15 protein-coding genes are annotated in these 16,357 nt (G+C 71.4%); 4 read left to right on the plus strand and 11 right to left on the minus strand.

Annotated features, from left to right (window positions below; all coding sequences use genetic code 11):
* Positions 1–129 precede the first annotated feature (129 nt).
* The 6 genes from cobT to ABZY45_RS15075 form a co-directional block, all read right to left on the minus strand.
* Complete coding sequence (cobT, locus tag ABZY45_RS15050) at positions 130–3,570, minus strand: nicotinate-nucleotide--dimethylbenzimidazole phosphoribosyltransferase (RefSeq protein WP_356739934.1); 3,441 nt, start codon at positions 3,568–3,570, stop codon at positions 130–132.
* Positions 3,571–3,902: 332 nt separating this feature from the next.
* Positions 3,903–5,138: a precorrin-6y C5,15-methyltransferase (decarboxylating) subunit CbiE gene (gene cbiE / locus ABZY45_RS15055; protein ID WP_356739936.1), complete on the minus strand. Its 1,236-nt coding sequence runs from the start codon at positions 5,136–5,138 to the stop codon at positions 3,903–3,905.
* A gap of 121 nt (positions 5,139–5,259) precedes the next feature.
* Positions 5,260–5,907, minus strand: coding sequence for a GNAT family N-acetyltransferase (locus ABZY45_RS15060; RefSeq protein WP_356739938.1), 648 nt, complete (start codon positions 5,905–5,907; stop codon positions 5,260–5,262).
* 141 nt (positions 5,908–6,048) lie between these two features.
* Positions 6,049–6,915, minus strand: a complete 867-nt coding sequence (locus ABZY45_RS15065) for a MetQ/NlpA family ABC transporter substrate-binding protein (RefSeq protein ID WP_356739940.1) — start codon at positions 6,913–6,915, stop codon at positions 6,049–6,051.
* A 73-nt stretch (positions 6,916–6,988) separates the two neighbouring features.
* Positions 6,989–7,660: a methionine ABC transporter permease gene (locus ABZY45_RS15070; protein ID WP_356739942.1), complete on the minus strand. Its 672-nt coding sequence runs from the start codon at positions 7,658–7,660 to the stop codon at positions 6,989–6,991.
* Positions 7,657–8,724 (minus strand): ATP-binding cassette domain-containing protein, encoded by a 1,068-nt coding sequence (locus ABZY45_RS15075; protein WP_356739944.1) that lies wholly within the window; start codon positions 8,722–8,724, stop codon positions 7,657–7,659. The genes ABZY45_RS15070 and ABZY45_RS15075 overlap by 4 nt, the downstream gene beginning before the upstream one ends.
* Before the next feature lie 596 nt (positions 8,725–9,320).
* On the opposite strand from ABZY45_RS15075, the gene ABZY45_RS15080 reads away from it, so the two are divergent.
* Both ABZY45_RS15080 and ABZY45_RS15085 read left to right on the plus strand, forming a co-directional pair.
* The gene (locus ABZY45_RS15080) at positions 9,321–9,680 is read left to right on the plus strand and encodes a hypothetical protein (protein WP_356739946.1); all 360 of its coding nucleotides are present in this window, start codon (positions 9,321–9,323) and stop codon (positions 9,678–9,680) included.
* A 2-nt stretch (positions 9,681–9,682) separates the two neighbouring features.
* Entirely contained in the window at positions 9,683–10,132 is a 450-nt protein-coding gene (locus ABZY45_RS15085) for a hypothetical protein (RefSeq protein WP_356739948.1), read from the plus strand.
* A gap of 22 nt (positions 10,133–10,154) precedes the next feature.
* Here ABZY45_RS15085 and ABZY45_RS15090 read toward each other — a convergent pair whose 3' ends face one another.
* The 3 genes from ABZY45_RS15090 to ABZY45_RS15100 all read right to left on the minus strand — a co-directional run bounded on the left by ABZY45_RS15090 (position 10,155) and on the right by ABZY45_RS15100 (position 12,615).
* Positions 10,155–10,658 (minus strand): GNAT family N-acetyltransferase, encoded by a 504-nt coding sequence (locus ABZY45_RS15090; RefSeq protein ID WP_356739950.1) that lies wholly within the window; start codon positions 10,656–10,658, stop codon positions 10,155–10,157.
* 37 nt (positions 10,659–10,695) lie between these two features.
* A complete protein-coding gene (locus tag ABZY45_RS15095) occupies positions 10,696–11,265 on the minus strand; it encodes a sigma-70 family RNA polymerase sigma factor (RefSeq protein WP_356739952.1) in 570 nt (189 codons plus the stop codon).
* 186 nt (positions 11,266–11,451) lie between these two features.
* The gene (locus ABZY45_RS15100; protein WP_356739954.1) at positions 11,452–12,615 is read right to left on the minus strand and encodes a glycerophosphodiester phosphodiesterase; all 1,164 of its coding nucleotides are present in this window, start codon (positions 12,613–12,615) and stop codon (positions 11,452–11,454) included.
* 232 nt (positions 12,616–12,847) lie between these two features.
* On the opposite strand from ABZY45_RS15100, the gene ABZY45_RS15105 reads away from it, so the two are divergent.
* Entirely contained in the window at positions 12,848–13,519 is a 672-nt protein-coding gene (locus ABZY45_RS15105; RefSeq protein WP_356739956.1) for a lysophospholipid acyltransferase family protein, read from the plus strand.
* A gap of 121 nt (positions 13,520–13,640) precedes the next feature.
* On the opposite strand, the gene ABZY45_RS15110 is transcribed toward ABZY45_RS15105, so the two are convergent.
* Positions 13,641–15,188, minus strand: coding sequence for an MFS transporter (locus ABZY45_RS15110; RefSeq protein WP_356739958.1), 1,548 nt, complete (start codon positions 15,186–15,188; stop codon positions 13,641–13,643).
* Positions 15,185–15,736 carry a TetR/AcrR family transcriptional regulator gene (locus ABZY45_RS15115; protein WP_356739960.1) on the minus strand — a complete coding sequence of 184 codons (552 nt, stop codon included), beginning with the start codon at positions 15,734–15,736 and terminating at the stop codon, positions 15,185–15,187. The genes ABZY45_RS15110 and ABZY45_RS15115 overlap by 4 nt, the downstream gene beginning before the upstream one ends.
* A gap of 95 nt (positions 15,737–15,831) precedes the next feature.
* Between ABZY45_RS15115 and ABZY45_RS15120 the strand changes: the two genes are divergently transcribed.
* Positions 15,832–16,332 (plus strand): hypothetical protein, encoded by a 501-nt coding sequence (locus tag ABZY45_RS15120; protein WP_356739962.1) that lies wholly within the window; start codon positions 15,832–15,834, stop codon positions 16,330–16,332.
* Positions 16,333–16,357 lie beyond the last annotated feature (25 nt).

Consider the following 16,357-nt stretch of genomic DNA (forward strand, 5'->3'; position numbering starts at 1 on the left):
CCCGGTCCTCGTACGCCGGACGAGCCTGGGGTCCCCAGGTCCTGGCGGGTGCGGAGTACGCGGGACGGGTTCGCCCGCGCGAGGCGGTGCCCGGACGGGCTGTGGGGCGCGTCCGGGCACAAGGGCCGCCTACTTCTCGGTGACGCCCGCGGAGTCGAAGGTCGCCACCTCGTGCATCGCGCGGGCCGCGCTCTGCACGATGGGGAGCGCGAGCAGCGCGCCCGTGCCCTCGCCGAGCCTGAGGTCCAGATCCACCAGCGGGCGCAGACCGAGCTTGTTGAGAGCGGCGACATGGCCGGGCTCCGCGCTGCGGTGGCCCGCGATGCACGCGGCGAGCGCCTCGGGAGCGATCGCGCGGGCGACCAGAGCGGCGGCTCCGGCGCTCACACCGTCGAGAATCACCGGCGTGCGGAGGGACGCGCCGCCCAGGAGGAAGCCCGCCATGGCGGCGTGCTCCAGGCCGCCGACCGCGGCCAGCACCCCGATCGGGTCGGTGGGGTCGGGCTGGTGCAGATCCAGGGCGCGGCGGACCACATCGACCTTGCGGGCGTGCATCTCGTCGTTGATGCCGGTGCCGCGACCGGTCACCTCCGCCGGGTCCATGCCGGTGTAGACGCAGATCAGCGCGGCCGACGCGGTGGTGTTGGCGATGCCCATCTCGCCGGTGAGCAGGCCCTTGTTGCCGGCTGCCACCAGGTCGCGGGCGGTCTCGATGCCGACCTCGATCGCCGCGAGCACCTCTTCGCGGGTGAGAGCGGGGCCCGTGGTGAAGTCGGCCGTACCGGCACGGACCTTCCTCGGCAGCAGGCCGGGGGTGGCGGGGAGCTCCGTCGCGACACCGACGTCGACGACGCAGACCTCGGCACCGACCTGGGCGGCGAAGGCGTTGCAGACGGCGCCGCCTCCGAGGAAGTTGGCGACCATCTGGCCGGTCACCTCCTGCGGCCACGCGGTGACGCCCTGGGCGTGCACCCCGTGGTCCCCTGCGAAGATCGCGACGGCGGCGGGCTCCGGGATCGGCGGCGGGCAGAGCCGGGAGAGCCCGGACAGCTGCGCGGAGATGATCTCCAGCATGCCGAGCGCGCCGGCGGGCTTCGTCATCCGCTTCTGGCGTTCCCACGCCTCGCCGAGCGCCTTGGCGTCCAGCGGGCGGATGCCCGCGATGGTCTCCTGGAGCAGGTTGTGCGGCTCCTCGCCCGGCAGGGCGCGGCGGCCGTACGTCTCCTCGTGGACGACCCAGGACAGCGGGCGGCGCTTGGACCAGCCCGCCTGCATCAGCTCGGGCTCCTCGGGGAACTCGTCGACGTAGCCGACGCAGAGGTAGGCGACGACTTCGAGGTGCTCGGGCAGGCCGAGCGCGCGGACCATCTCGCGCTCGTCGAAGAAGCTCACCCAGCCGACGCCGAGCCCCTCGGCACGGGCGGCGAGCCAGAGGTTCTCCACGGCGAGCGCCGAGGAGTACGGCGCCATCTGCGGCTGCGTGTGCCGGCCGAGGGTGTGCCGGCCGCCCCGGGTGGGATCGGCGGTGACGACGATGTTCACCGGTGTGTCGAGGATCGCCTCGATCTTCAGTTCCTTGAACTGCTTCGCCCGCGCCTTGGGCAGCGACTTGGCGTACGCCTCGCGCTGACGCTGCGCCAGTTCGTGCATGGAGCGCCGCGTCTCCGCGGAGCGGATGACGACGAAGTCCCAGGGCTGCGAGTGGCCGACGCTCGGCGCGGTGTGCGCGGCTTCGAGGACGCGGAGGAGGACCTCGTGCGGGATGGGGTCGCTGCGGAAGCCGTTACGGATGTCGCGGCGCTCCCGCATGACGCGCAGGACGGCTTCGCGCTCGGCGTCGGCGTAGCCGGGCGCGGGCGGAGAGACCGGGACGGCCTCGGGCGCCTCGGGTACGTCCGAGACGGCCTCGGGCGTCTCAGGAGCTTCCGGCGCCTCAGGAGTTTCCGGCGTCTCGGGTGCTTCCAGGGCCTCAGGCACCTCGGCGAGCGGGGCGTCCTGGGCCGTGGACGGTTCCCCGGCCGCGACGGGCGACTCGGTCTGCGCGACCTCCGTGTGCTCAGGAGCCTGCGCCTGTGAGATCACCGCCTGCGGGGCCTCCGGTTGCGGAACGTCCAGTTCCGGAGCCTCGGGGTCCTCTGCTTCCGGGGTCTCTGCTTCCTGGGTCTCGATGATCTCGGGCCCGGTGGCCTGTTCCGGCTCCTCGGGGAGGCCAGGAGCGGCGGCCTGCGGCACGGCGACGGGCTCGGCCGCCGGGGCCGGCGCGGCCTCCACGGCGGGCTCGGGAACGATCTCGGGCTGCTGGACCGCCACCGGCTCCCGCGATTCGGGGACTTCGGGTGCGGACGGTACGGCCTCGGGCTCGGCCGCCGCCTCTGCCACAGGCTGTGCCACGGGGGCCGCCGGCGGCTGCGGTGCCGTCTGCTCGGGCCCGGGCGCCGACGCGGGTTCGGCCTGAGTCCCTGCCGCGGGCGTAGGAGGGAGGTGCGGGGAGGGCTGAACGGCCTCTTCCACCGGCTCGAACGGCGTCGGAGGGGCCGGGGCGACGGCGGCGTCCAGGACCGGTTCGGCGGGGATCTCGGCAGGGTTCTCGACCGGAGGCTCAGCAGGTACGGAGGCGGGCCCCTGCGGCGGCAGCTGGACGAGAGCCTCCCGCGGAAGCTCCTCCGCCGTCTCCATGACTGCCTCGGCGGGGGCGGTGTCCTGGGCGACCGTTTCTGCGGGCACGGGAGACGGCTCCGGCGTGACGGCCTCGCCGGACACGGCCTGAGCGGCGGTCTCGACCGGCGCCACGGGCCCGACCGGCGCCACGGGCCCGACGGGCTCGACGGGCGCCACGGGCCCGACCGGCGCCACGGGCCCGACCGGCGCCACGGGCCCGACGGGCTCGACGGGCGCCACAGGCTCGACCGGCGCCACGGCCTCGACCGGCGCCACGGGCTCGGCGGGCACTACGGCGTCGGCAGCGACCTGCTCCGGGGCCGCCACCGGCTCCGGAGCGGCGGCCACCGCTTCCGGCACGGCGACCGGCTCGGGCGCGGCCACCGCCTCCGGTGCCGCCACCGGCTCGGTTTCCGGGGCGCCCCACGCGGGTGCGCCCTGCGGCGGGATCTCGCCCAGCTGCGGGCCGGGAAGCAGAGCGGCGTCGTCCGCCGGCAGGTCGTAGTACTCAGGACCCGTCGTGGGGGGTCCGGCGTGCCGGGCGGGCATCGGGGTCTGCGGCGCCCCGGCAGGCCCCCGGTCCGCGAGCGAGCGGACCACTCCCCCGGTCGACGACCCGCCGTAGGTGGGTGCCTCAGTGGACGAAGGACCGCGGTGCAGCGGCCGGCGTGCCGGAGCGGCGGCAGCCGGGACCTGCGCCGCGTACGGCTCGGGCTGGCTCACGGGCGCGGCGGGTGCGTCACTCCACGCGCCCTGAGCCGCGGGCATCAGAAGGAGGTCGTCGTCCTCGGGGGTGACGTGCTCGGAGGGCTCGAGGTAGGTGTAGGCGTCCTGGGCGGGGATGCCCGGCTGCTCCACCATGCCTGCGTTCTCCGGCAGTCCCTCGCCCGGGATCTGGCCGGTGTCAGTCATGCGTACCCCTCGCCCATCGTCAGTGCTCCTTCGCCCTTCGCCCGGGATGCCCGAACCACGGCACGCCGGTGCTCGTCAACAAGAACGAGCGGGCTCGCCGCGCGGCACGAAACGCGCGCGGAGGTATACATTCTCGCGGTCGTTCGCCGCCGCGACAGACAGTTCCGCCACGGCTCGCTGTGGACTGCGCCACGTTGCGCGTCCCCCGGTTGCGCTGTACCACATCGCGGACCAAAACGGTCCACTTTTCCGGACATTGACGAACGAATTATCGAACGCCCGGGCGCGGTACAACAATCGGTCAGCCTACCTCGCGCCTCGGCGCGGGCGGCTCAGGGGGCGAGGTCGGAACGTACGGCGGAGAGCAGGAAGACGACGGAGCGTTCACGCTCCGCCCAGCCCGAGGTGTCCAGTTCGACGGACTGGAGCAGCTGGCACTCGACCGTGTAGCCGTTCTCCACGAGGGCCGCGCCCAGGGCCTCCGCCTCGTCACGGTTCGAGGCATGGGTGACGATACGTTCCGGCCGCCGGTCGGCCACCGCGGTGACGACCCGGACGCCACCGCCACCGATGCGCACGACATCGGGTTCCGGCAGGCGTTCCAGGACGTGCGGCGCCGTGCCCCGGACCACCTGCACGGCCACCTGGAAGTCGCGGGCGGCGGCAGTCGTACGGGCGCAGGCGCCGGGGTCGCTGTCCACGGCCAGCACGGCCGCTCCGAAACGGGCCGCTTCCACGGCGAGCGCTCCGCTGCCGCAGCCGATGTCCCAGACCAGGTCACCGGTACGGGGTCCGAGCCGCGCCAGTTGGGCGGCTCGCAGCCCGGGCGCCTCGCCTTCGCCGCCCTCCCCCGCGCCGTCCTTTCCGGGGCCGTAGGCCGAGGCGGGCAGCGCCCAGCCCCGGACGTTCTCCGGCTGGGCGGGGCGACGGCCCGCGATCCAGGCGCCGTTGGCCGTGGTCTCGGGGCCGCCGCCGACGGCGATGACGACGTTGGGGTCACGCCAGGTGTGGTCGGCGGTCTTGTCGGAGGTGAGGACGGTGACCCGCTCGCGTACGGTGCCGAGTTCCTCGCAGATCACGAAGGTGCGGTGGACCCCTTCGAGCAACAGGGCGAGTTCGGCGGGACCGGCTCCCGGGGAGGTGAGGACGGCCACCTTGTGGTGGGCGCGGATGACGTTGACCGCGCGGCGCAGGGTGCGCGGATGGGCGACGACGATCTGCGCGTCGTCCCAGGGCATGCCGGCCCGGGCGAACGCGGTGGCGACCGAGGAGACGGCGGGCACGACCTCGACCTCGAGGCCGTGTTCGCGGGCGCGCAGGGTGCGTACGACGCCGAAGAATCCGGGGTCGCCGTCGGCGAGGACCACGGCGCTGCCGCGGTGTCCGGCGATCCTGCGGGCGGCCAGGTCGACACTGCCGAGGCGGATACGTTCCGCGCGCTCGGGCACCTCGGGGAGCGCGAGGTGGTGGGCGGCGCCGGCGACGAGGGTGGCGGCGGAGAGCGCGGCCGTGGCCGCTCTGGTCAGCGGCGAGCCGTCCCAGCCGATCACCGTGACCCGGTCGGCCATCGTCGTCAGTCTCCTGGGGGTGTAGCAGGCGGGGGCACTCCTCCGGGGGGCGGAGCAAGGGTGAGCGTATCCGGTCCGTACCAACGCCTTGCCGGTGGCTCCCCCAGGCAGGGCGGGGAGGTCAGTTCCAGTCGTTGTACGTGCCGTAGCCGCCCGCATCGGCCAGCTGCTCGGCAACGCCTTCCAGGTCCTCGGGCAGCAGGCCCCACACGATGAGGTCGGTCCTGATGTCGGTCCAGCCGCCGTCCGTGCCGTTCTCGGTCCGGGTCCGCGCTATGCGGGCGTTGCGCAGGACGCCCTCGCTGATGCAGCCGAGCTTCTGGGCGACCTGCTGGGAGGCGGTGTTGCCCGCGGGGGTGCGCAGCTCGATGCGCTCGAAGCCCTGGTCGCGGAAGAGCCACTCGGCGAGGGCCAGCACGGACTCGGTGGCGTATCCCTCACCGCGTGCCCAGGGGGCGGTGATGTAGCGGACCTCGGTGGCCAGAGTGCGCCGGTCGGTGTTCAGAAGCCGGACGGATCCGACGAGGCGCTGGGTGAGGAACTCGGTGACGGCGAAGACGATGCCGTTGCCCTGGGTGCGCTCGGCGGGGGCGATCCGGCGCACCCACCGTTCCGCGTCGACCTGGGTGTAGGGGTAGGGGGCGTCGGTCCAGGCGGTGACCAGCTCGTCGTTCATCATCTCGATGTACGCGGGCACGTCGGCCATGTCGAAGGGGCGCAGCACCAACCTGTCCGTGCTGATGGAGATGGACGGGAAGGTGAGAGTCATGCGCAGCTCCATGCCGAGGACCGTGTGAAGACCCAGCATGCAGCATCAGGCCGATGATGTGCATGGCCGGGTCGCCGCACGGCGGAGCCCCGCACACCCGGTGGGGTGTGCGGGGCTCGTGGAGCAAGTGGTGCCCGGACGTCAGGACTTGGCGTCCTCGCCGAAGGCGGGGACGATCGAGCCCTTGTAGGTGTCCTCGATGAACTTCTTGACCTCGTCGCTGTTCAGGAGCTTCGCGAGCTTCTGGACCCGGGGGTCCTCCTCGTTGCCTTCCTTGACGGCGAGGATGTTGGCGTACGGGTTGCCCTCGGCCTTCTCGAGCACCAGGGAGTCCTTGCCCGGCTGGAGCTTGGCCTCGATCGCGTAGTTGCCGTTGATCACGGCGGCGTCGACGTCGTCCAGGGCGCGGGGCACGGTCGCGGCCTCGACCTCCTTGAACTCCAGGCCCTTCTTGTCCGTGATGTCGCTGAGCTTGGCGTTGGTGCCCACGCCGTCCTTGACGGTGATCAGGCCGTTCTCGGCGAGCAGCTGGAGCGCGCGGCCCTCGTTGGTGGTGTCGTTCGGGACGGCGACGGTCTGGCCGGCCTTGATGTCCTTGACGTCCTTGATCTTCTTGGAGTAGAGACCGAGGGGCTCGAGGTGGACGTCGGCGACCGGGACGACGTGGGTGCCGTTCTTCTTGTTGAAGTCGGTCAGGTAGGGCCGGTGCTGGAAGAAGTTGGCGTCGACCTGGCCGCTCTCGGTGGCGGTGTTGGGCAGGACGTAGTCCGTGAACTCCTTGACCTCCAGCTTGAGGCCGGCCTTCTTCGCCAGGTTGTCCTTGACGAAGTTCAGGATGTCGGCGTGCGGCGTCGGGGACGCCGCGACGACGAGGGCCTTGGAGGTGTCCGCACTCGCGCCGGACCCGCCCTTGGCGGCCGGGTCGGAGTCCGTACCGCAGGCGCTGAGCCCGAAGGCCAGGGCGGCGGTGGCGGCTGCGGCAGCGGTGATCTTGATGTTCTTGCGCACGAAGAGTGCCTCTTTCCGGTGGTGACGGTGGTGCGCCCGGACAAGGAGTTCGGGCTTCAGGGGGAGATGAGGTTCAGGAGGCGGTACGGCCCCGGCGGGCCAGCAGCCGTACGGCGCCGTCGCCGATGAGCTGGACCACGGTCACGATGACGATGAGCAGCACGACGGTGATGAGCATGAACTGGTCGTCGAAGCGCTGGAATCCGTAGGTGATGGCCTTGGACCCGAGTCCTTCGCCGCCGACGGCGCCGGCCATCGCGGAGTAGCCGATGAGCACGATGACGGTGGTCGTGACGCCGGAGACCAGCGAGGGAAGGGCCTGGGGCAGCAGGACCTTGCGGACGATCGTGGGGATGGATCCGCCCATCGACTGCACGGCCTCGACGAGCCCGTGGTCGACCTCGCGCACCGCCGTCTCGACGAGCCGCGCGAAGAAGGGGATGGCGCCGACGGCGAGCGGCACGATCATGGCGGAGGGGCCGATGAAGGTGCCGACGACCCAGGTGGTGAAGGGGATCAGGGCGATCAGCAGGATGATGAACGGCAGCGAGCGGCCGATGTTCACGATCACGCCGATGACCTTGTTCACCACGGTGTTCTGCAGCAGTCCGCCCTTGTCGGTGAGGACGAGCAGGATGCCGAGCGGGAGTCCGCCGATGACGGTGACGAGGGTGGACCAGAGCACCATGTAGAGGGTGTCGACGGTTCCCTGGGTGAGCAGTGGCTGCATTTCGGACCAGGTCACTTCGCCACCTCCTTGGTGAGCGGTGCGGGGGTCTGTGCGGGGATGTCCGCGGTGGCGGGGCCGCCGTTGACGACCTCGGCCTGGAGGCCCTGTTCGCGCAGGAAGCCGATGGGTACGACGTTCTCCTCGAAACGGCCGGGCAGCTCGATGCGCATGCGGCCGATCTGCTTGCCCGCGACGGTGTCCATCGCCGCGCCCAGGATCGAGATGTCGATGTTGTACGTACGGGAGAGCTGCGAGATCACGGGGCGGGCGGCCGCCTCGCCGTGGAAGGTGACGTCGACGACGGTGCGGTCGGGGGCGGAGGGGGAGCCACCGACGGGGAACAGCGTGTGGGCCAGCTCGGAACCGGGGGTGGCGAGCAGTTCGCCGACCGTGCCCGATTCGACGATGCGGCCCTTCCTCATCAGCGCGGCGGAGTCGCAGACCGTCTTGACGACGTCCATCTCGTGCGTGATGAGCAGGACGGTGAGGCCGAGCTCCTGGTTGAGGTCGCGCAGCAGCTGGAGGATGGAACGGGTCGTCTCCGGGTCGAGCGCGGAGGTCGCCTCGTCGGAGAGGAGTACCTTCGGGTCACCTGCGAGGGCGCGGGCGATGCCGACGCGCTGCTTCTGGCCTCCGGAGAGCTGGCCCGGGTAGGCCTTCGCCTTGTCGGCGAGGCCGACGAGGTCGAGGAGTTCCAGCGCCTTGCGGGTGCGGGCCTGTCCGGAGATCCCGAGGATCTCGAGGGGCAGCTCGACGTTGTCCCGGACGGTGCGTGAGTCCAGCAGGTTGAAGTGCTGGAAGACCATGCCGATGCGGCTGCGCGCCTGGCGCAGTTCCTTGCCGGCGCGCCTGCCGCGGCCCGCGAGGGCGGTGAGGTCCTGACCGGCGACCGTCACCGTGCCCGACGTGGGGCGTTCGAGGAGGTTGACGCAGCGGATGAGGGAGGACTTGCCGGCGCCGCTCTGTCCGATGACGCCGTAGACCTCGCCTTCGCGGACGTGCAGGTCCACGCCGTCCAGGGCGGTGACCTCACGGCCGCGTGACTGGTAGACCTTCGTGAGGCCCGAAGTGGTGATCACAGGGTTTCCGTCACTGTCGAGTGCACGGCGCGGTGTCCGCCGGGCACGGGGCATTCGTCTGATGAGACTTTTCTCAGTGGTCGACCGGTGGGAGTCTCGGCATGTGCGCGGACCGGCGGACGGCCGGGGGCGGCACAGACCAGGGCAGGCTCGATCCGCTGGATGCGGACGGCACGGGCTCGGTCTCGCTTCGGGGCGCGAGGCTCAGGCGGGGGCCCTCAGAAGGCGCGCATTCGACACGTACAACGAGCACCGGGCGTCGTGATCGCCTCGGTCGCAGGGCTGCGGTAGCTCGTCGTGGTCATGGCCCAAGTAAAACAGACGTAACGTTCCACCGAGTCTTACTGTCCGGATAGCGGACAGCGCGAGGTGCGCGCATCACTTGCCGAGACCCCCGCCATACCCGCTTCGACCTGCGAAAACGTGGACCCCGCCCGACCTGTCCACCGAGTGCGGGGCGATCTTGCTGTGGTCGCGCTGTGGCAAAGGCCACGATTCCGGGGGCCGCCTCCCGCCCCTCCCTCCGCCCTTCCGGCCCCGGCCACGCGACCGGGGCCGCACGTGGTGGCCGCCGCCGCCCGTAATACCCTCGCTTCATGCTTGACGCCCTGACGGTCGCGGTCGCCGTGACCGCGCTCGCCCTCGCCGCCTGGTGCGGACACGCCGCCTACCGGGACCAGCCCACGAAGGACTGGCACTTCATCGGGATGGCGGTCGTCTCCGTCCTCGCGCTGGCGCAGCTGCTCGTCGGGATCGTGCAGCTCGCGCGGGGCGAGCGGCCCGATCAGGGAATGACGATCTTCATCGCCTATCTGATCGGTGCCTTCGCGGCCGTGCCGGCGGCGGCGTTCCTGTCGCTGTCGGAACGGACCCGCTGGGGTTCGGTGACGGTGTCGGCCGGGGCGGTCGTGCTCGCCGTCCTCGAAGTGCGGCTCTACGACATCTGGGGAAACTGACCATGAGCGACACCGAACGCACGAGGGCCCCGGAAGACGCCCGGCCCTCCGGGAAGGTGCAGCAGTTCGAGCTCGGCAGCGGGCCGGGACGGGTACTGGTCTGGTTCTACGGGGTGTTCACGGTGGCCGCCGCGTCCCGCTCGGTCGTCGAGATGATCCTGGACTTCGACAAGGCCCCGCTCGCCTACGTGCTCTCGGCGCTCGCCGCGGTCGTGTACGGCTTCATCACGTACTCGCTGGTGCGTGGTGGGGAGAAGGCGCGCAGGGCGGCGCTGATGTGCTGCGCCGCCGAGCTCGCGGGCGTACTGATCGTCGGCACCTGGACGCTGGTGGAGCCTTCCGCCTTCCCGGACAGCACGGTGTGGTCGGGATTCGGCATGGGCTACCTGCTCATCCCGGTGATCCTTCCGGTCACCGGGATGATCTGGCTGCGCCGCGCGCGTACCGCCTGACGCGGAGCCTCACAGGGGCCGTTCAGGCACTGGCCACATAAGCCGGCGCGGTGGCTTCCTTCTCCAGCAGGACCAGCCGGACACCGTCCCGTCCGGTGGCGTTGCCCACCCGCGCGTAGCCGGCCTTGCGGTACAGCCGCAGATTGCCTTCGCTGCGCTCGCCGGTGTGCAGCCGGAAGCGGGTCGCCGAACGCCCGTCGGCCAGGCCCGATTCGGCGGCGCGCAGGAGCCTGCCGCCGAGGCCGTGGTTACGGAGCCTGGGGTGGACGCAGAGCTTGCCGATCCGGCCGACGCCGTCCTCGTCGGTGAAGCCGCGTACGGAGCCGACGACTTCGTCGCCGAGCCGGGCCACGAACACGAGATCGGTGGCGACTTCGTCCCGGACGGAGTCGAGGGTCTGGACGAGTGGGTCTATCCGGTAGTTGCCGTAGAGCTCCGCCTCGCTCTGGAAGCAGAGGTACTGGAGTCTGAAGATCTGCTCGACGTCCTGCGCTGTCGCCGCCGAGATGGTCACGCTCATGCCCATGTGTGCATGCCTCCCGCTCACCTGGTCCGCCGGTTGTCTACCGCTCCTTTCCCCGCAGTTCAGGAGCCACAACCTCCGCCGCGAGCATTCTGCGCAGACATCCAAGGCATCGGGAACGCATAGGACCCAAACTGCCCTGTGACATACCCAACTCCCCTGCGATTTCCCGGTACGTCGGATCGTGGGGCGCCAGCATCGCTTCGAGTAAGCGCGGGCACCTGCCGGGCAGCCGGTTCACCGCGGTGCGCAGAGCCCGGCGTTCGGCGGCTCCGAGCGCGAGGCGTTCGGGACAGCCGGCCCAGTCGCCCGGGGACTCGCCTCCCGCGTAGGAGCTCTCACGCCGGGCCCTGCGGCGGGCGGTACGGACCTCGGCCCGCACCGCGGCGCGGACCCGACGGGCCGGGTCGGCGGGAAGGCCCGGACCGGTCGGGCGCTCCAGCAGCCGCACCCACACCGCCTGTTCCAGGTCCGCGGCTTCCACGCCCGCGGCATGCGCCTCGGCTCCTGCCTCGGCTCGCACGAGCGCGTGCAGGGCGCGTACGAGGGCTCGTCCGCCGTCCTCCGCCCGGTCGGCCAGGGGACTCGGAGCATGATCAAGAAGAGTCATGCCCCGTCAACGCTTCCCGTGCGCGGCCGGTTGCCACGTACGGGGAGCTCCACCCGACCGGGGCATCCCGGCCGGGCGGCTGACGCCCCAGGGGCCCCGGAACCGTCCGGCAGGGCTCACCGGGTGAACGGCACCTGCCGGGCCGCCCCGGGGCGGCCCGGAACCGCACCCGGCGGCGTCACGGCCTCAGGCCTTGGCGAAGTCGGCCGCCGCGAGCAGAGCGGTGTCCGGGTTGTCGGAGAAGATCCCGTCGATGCCCGCGTCGAAGTAGGCCCGCAGGGCGCCGAACGCGTCGCCGTACGCGTTCGGGTCGGTGCCGCGCCGGAAGTCGGCCGGCAGGAAGGCGTTCTCGTTGCGCAGTGTGTAGGGGTGCAGGACGAGGTCCCGCGCATGGGCGTCCGCGACCAGCGTGGTGGGGGTGGTCAGACGTCCCGCCGCGTCCTTGGGTATGACCAGGTCCAGCGTCGGGCCGATGCCCTGCGCGAAGGAGGCGATCCACTTCAGCCCCGCGGGCTTCACCAGGTCCGCGACCGTGCGCGGGTCGCCCGCCTCCACGAAGTCCCAGGGCCGTTCCTTCGGTCCGGACAGCAGGACCACACGAGGGGTGGACACGAGCTTCGACAGCCGCTGCATGGAGCTCGGCTCGAAGGACTGGAGGATGAGCGGGGAGTTCGCGCGGTGGCGGCCGTGGCGGCGCAGCAGCCGGGCGAGCGGCTCCTCCAGGCCCAGCCCGAGACCCCTGAAGTAGGAGGGGTGCTTGGTCTCGACGTAGAGCCAGACGGACCCACCGCGCTTGCGGCCCTCCTCGTCGGCCCAGCGCAGGACCTCCTCGAAGGTGGGGATCTGCCAGCGGCCGTCGTACAGCGTGTTCTCCTGGCGGGTGCCGGGGATGCGCTCCTCGGCCCGCAGGGTCTTCAGCTCGGCGAGGGTGAAGTCCTCGGTGAACCAGCCGGTGAGCGACACGCCGTCGACCTTCTTGGTCGTCCGGCGGCTCGCGAACTCGGGGTGGTCGGCGACGTCCGTGGTCCCGGTGATGTCGTTCTCGTGGCGGCAGACGAGGTGGCCGTCCTTGGTCGGCACGAGGTCCTGCTCGACGATGTGCGCGCCCATGTCAAGGGCCAGCTGGTAGGAGCCGAGGGTGTGCTCCGGCCGGTAGCCGCTGGCTCCCCGGTGGCCGATGACGGTGGGCACGGGCAGGTCCCGGTAGGAGCCGTGCCTGCCGCCCCGCGCACCGGACTCCCCGCTCGCGGCGGCGTTCGCGGTGCCGGGCAGTCCGAGGGCGGCCGTCCCGAGGACCGCGGCCCCCAGGAGTGTCCGCCGACCGGGTGCAGTCTGCGCGCGCTCTGTCATGAATGCTCCTCGCATGTGATGTCCCGCACCTTCGGGGCAGGCTTGATCGTAGGCAGCTACGCCATCGGCGGGGCGGCCTGTGGACGAACATGGCGGAAACACACGTCAACACTGCGTATCGGCTCGGTGAACCCGATGTGCGCGGAGGCGGTACCCGCGAGTATCGTCCTCACCTGCACAGACCCTCACGAATTCCCGCCCCGGCCGCCCGGCCACGAAACCGGAGGACGCGTTGTCCCGACTCACGGTCATCAAGGCAGTGCTCGGACCGATCCTGCGGCTGCTCTTCCGGCCCAGCGTGGAGGGCGTGGAGAACATCCCGGGGACGGGTCCGGTCATTCTCGCGGGGAATCACCTGACCTTCATCGACTCGATGATCATGCCGATCTGCTGCGACCGGCCGGTGTTCTACATCGGCAAGGACGAGTACGTGACCGGCAAGGGCGTCAAGGGCCGGCTGATGGCCTGGTTCTTCACGGGCTGCGGGATGATCCCCGTGGACCGGGACGGCGGGCGCGGCGGTGTCGCGGCGCTGATGACGGGCCGCCGGGTCCTGGAGGAGGGCAAGGCCTTCGCGATCTACCCGGAGGGCACCCGCTCCCCCGACGGCCGTCTCTACCGGGGCCGTACGGGTATCGCGCGGCTCACCCTGATGACGGGCGCGCCTGTGGTGCCGTTCGCGATGATCGGCACGGACAAGCTGCAGCCGGGCGGCGCCGGCCTGCCCCGCCCGGGCAAGGTCACGGTCCGTTTCGGTGAGCCGATGGAGTTCTCCCGCTACGAGGGCATGGACCGCGACCGCTACGTGCTGCGGGCGGTGACGGACTCGGTGATGGCCGAGGTGATGCGGCTGTCCGGCCAGGAGTACGTCGACATCTACGCCACGAAGGCCAAGGCCGCCTGAGCCGTACGGGTGTTCTTCGAGTGGCCCGGCGCGTGATCGCGCCGGGCCACTCGTGCGTCCGGGCACCGCTTCCGCCCTTCCCGGGACAGGCCGCCGCTCCCTCACTCCTGTTCCCGGGCGGTCACTCGTCGGGGATGATGCCGTCCTCCAGCTTCTGGCCGCGCAGCATGAACCACGCGGCCACGGCGGTCGCGAGGAGGACCACGGCCCCGACCGCCGCCGACACCCGCAGCCCGTTGACGAAGGCCTCCTGGGCCGCGACGACGAGTTCGCTCCCCTGGTGCGCCGGCAGGTGTTCCGCCGTCTCCACGGCACCTCCCAGCGACTCGTGGGCCGCCGCCTCGGCGGCGGCGGGGATGCCTTCGGGTGTTCCGAAGCCCCGGTAGACGCCCGTGACGATGGACCCGAGCAGCGCGATGCCGAGGGCGGCGCCGAGTTCGTACGCCGTCTCGGACACCGCCGACGCCGAGCCCGCCTGCTCCTTCGGGACGCTGGAGAGGATGACGTCGGAGGTCACGGTGAAGGCGAAGCCGGCGCCGACGCCCACCACCAGGAGCAGGACCCCGATCAGGGGATAGCCGGTCTCCTTGTGGATCACCGTGACCACCGCCAGCGACACGCCGATGGCCCCCAGCCCCACGGCGACCACGGAGCGCACCGAGTAGCGGCGTGCGACCCTCCCGGCCAGCAGCCCGGCCGTCACCGCGCCGACGGCCGCGGGCAGTTCGGCGAGCCCCGCCTCGAGTGGTCCTCTGCCTTGGACCAGCTGGAGGAACTGGGAGAGGAAGAAGACGATCCCGGACAGGCCGAGGATGGTCAGGAGGTCGGCGAGGACCGCTCCGGAGAACCCACGGTGGTGGAAGAGCCGCATGTCCAGCAGGGGGGCGGGCAGCTTCAGCTGGCGGCGCACGAACCAGGTGAGCGCTCCCGCGCCGCCGACGGCCGCCACGCCGGTCCCCCAGCTCACCCCGTGGGCCGCGGCCTCCTTGATCGCGTACACGATGCCGATCATTCCGACCAGGGAGAGCCCCACACTGGGCAGGTCCCAGGGGCCCGGCGCCGGATTCTTCGACTCGGGGATCATCTTGATGCCGACGGCGACGAGGACCGCCATCACGGGCAGGTTGATCAGGAAGACCGAGCCCCACCAGAAGTGTTCCAGCAGGAGGCCGCCCACGACGGGGCCGACTGCGGCGCCCGCCGATGCCATGGCACCCCAGATACCGACGGCGAGACTGCGTTCCCGCGGGTCGTGGAAGAGGTTACGGATCAGGGCGAGCGTGGACGGCATCAGCGTGGCACCCGCGACACCGAGCAGGGCTCTGGCCAGGATCATCATCTCGGGGCTCGTCGCGTAGGCGTTGAGCACGGAGACCGCCCCGAAGGCCGTGGCACCGGTCAGCAGCAGCTTCTTGCGGCCGATGCGGTCGCCGAGGCTGCCCATGGAGACGAGGAGGCCGGCGATGACGAAGGAGTAGACGTCGCCGATCCAGAGCAGTTGGGTGCCGGTCGGTTCGAGGTCCTCGCTGAGGAACGGCGTGGCCAGGCCCAGCACGGTGGCGTCCACGGCGACCAGCAGCACGGCCAGGACGAGCACGGTGAGGGCGATCCACCGGCCCGGATGATGGGGATCGCCCGTGACGCCCGCGTGCTGAGAGGTGCTGCTCATTTCTCCACGCTCCGGCGTGCGCCGCCCAGCAGCAACTCGACGACCATGTAGGGGAAGTCCTGGGCGGCGACCCGCCCCGTCTGCACCGACCACGCGCAGCTGCTGATCAGGCCGTACAGTGCCTCGGTCAGCCACGCCGGGGTCAGGTCGATCCGGAACTCGCCGCGCTCCTGTCCGCGCCGGAAGAACGCGGAGACCCGGGCGTCGAGGCGGCTCCAGCCCTCGTTGACGTCGTCGCCCTCGAAGAGCTGGTTCTCCGTGACGAGGAAGGACAGCAGTCCCGCGCTGGGCTCGACGGCCGTGATCAGCCGTCGCAGAGCGTCCTCGGCGCTGCCCTCGTCGAGCCCGGCGGCCTCCAGGGCGGCTTCGAACTCCCGGATCCCGAGATCTTCCAGCGCTCCCACAAGGGCGTCCCGGCCCGCGAAGTGCCGGTGCAGGGTGGCGCGGCCGATTCCGGCGGCCCTGGCGACCTCGTCCATCGTCGCCGTCGATTTATGGGTCAGCAGCGCGGCGGCGCTCCGCAGCACCTGCTCGCGATCAAGAGTCATGAGACGACACTAGCCCATATGAGACATGGACGTCCCATTGGCCGACCCGCGCGTGATGCCTCGGAGCGCGGAGGCTCAGGAGGCACCATGACGGGATGAAGCCGCTGCTGCTGATCGACGTCGACGGTCCGCTCAACCCGTACGCGGCACTGGCCCGCCCCGCGCCGCCGGAGGGCTATCTCCTCCACCGGATGCGCCCGACGGGGTGGAAGGCGGGAGTGCCGCTGCCCGTCCTGCTCAGCCCCGGTCACGGTGAGGAGTTGCTGGCGCTCGCCGGCCGGTACGAACTCGTGTGGGCGACCACCTGGAAGGACGAGGCCAACGAGTGGGTCGGCCCGCGCCTCGGGCTGCCGCCACTGCCGTACATCGACTGGCCCGCGATGCACGCGATGCCGGCGGACGGGACGTACTGGAAGACGCGGTACGTCGTCGAGTACGCGGACGGCCGGCCCTTCGCCTGGATCGACGACGAGATCGCCGCGCCGGACATCGAGTGGGTCGCGGCGCATCACCCGGGCCGTGCCCTGCTGAGGCGGATCGACCCCTGGGTGGGGCTGGTGCGGTCGGACTTCGAGGCGCTCGCGGACTGGGCGTGAACCGGACCCGCGACACGGCGGGCCC

It is taken from the genome of Streptomyces sp. NPDC006516, from assembly GCF_040611875.1.
GTDB lineage: Bacteria > Actinomycetota > Actinomycetes > Streptomycetales > Streptomycetaceae > Streptomyces.

What these genes read in the sequence shown, in the direction of transcription:
- cobT (WP_356739934.1), bottom strand. Translation starts at nt 3,570, where the DNA reads ATGACTGACACCGGCCAGATCCCGGGCGAGGGACTGCCGGAGAACGCA.
- cbiE (WP_356739936.1), bottom strand. Translation starts at nt 5,138, where the DNA reads ATGGCCGACCGGGTCACGGTGATCGGCTGGGACGGCTCGCCGCTGACC.
- ABZY45_RS15060 (WP_356739938.1), bottom strand. Translation starts at nt 5,907, where the DNA reads ATGACTCTCACCTTCCCGTCCATCTCCATCAGCACGGACAGGTTGGTG.
- ABZY45_RS15080 (WP_356739946.1), top strand. Translation starts at nt 9,321, where the DNA reads ATGCTTGACGCCCTGACGGTCGCGGTCGCCGTGACCGCGCTCGCCCTC.
- ABZY45_RS15085 (WP_356739948.1), top strand. Translation starts at nt 9,683, where the DNA reads ATGAGCGACACCGAACGCACGAGGGCCCCGGAAGACGCCCGGCCCTCC.
- ABZY45_RS15090 (WP_356739950.1), bottom strand. Translation starts at nt 10,658, where the DNA reads ATGGGCATGAGCGTGACCATCTCGGCGGCGACAGCGCAGGACGTCGAG.
- ABZY45_RS15095 (WP_356739952.1), bottom strand. Translation starts at nt 11,265, where the DNA reads ATGACTCTTCTTGATCATGCTCCGAGTCCCCTGGCCGACCGGGCGGAG.
- ABZY45_RS15100 (WP_356739954.1), bottom strand. Translation starts at nt 12,615, where the DNA reads ATGACAGAGCGCGCGCAGACTGCACCCGGTCGGCGGACACTCCTGGGG.
- ABZY45_RS15110 (WP_356739958.1), bottom strand. Translation starts at nt 15,188, where the DNA reads ATGAGCAGCACCTCTCAGCACGCGGGCGTCACGGGCGATCCCCATCAT.
- ABZY45_RS15115 (WP_356739960.1), bottom strand. Translation starts at nt 15,736, where the DNA reads ATGACTCTTGATCGCGAGCAGGTGCTGCGGAGCGCCGCCGCGCTGCTG.
- ABZY45_RS15120 (WP_356739962.1), top strand. Translation starts at nt 15,832, where the DNA reads ATGAAGCCGCTGCTGCTGATCGACGTCGACGGTCCGCTCAACCCGTAC.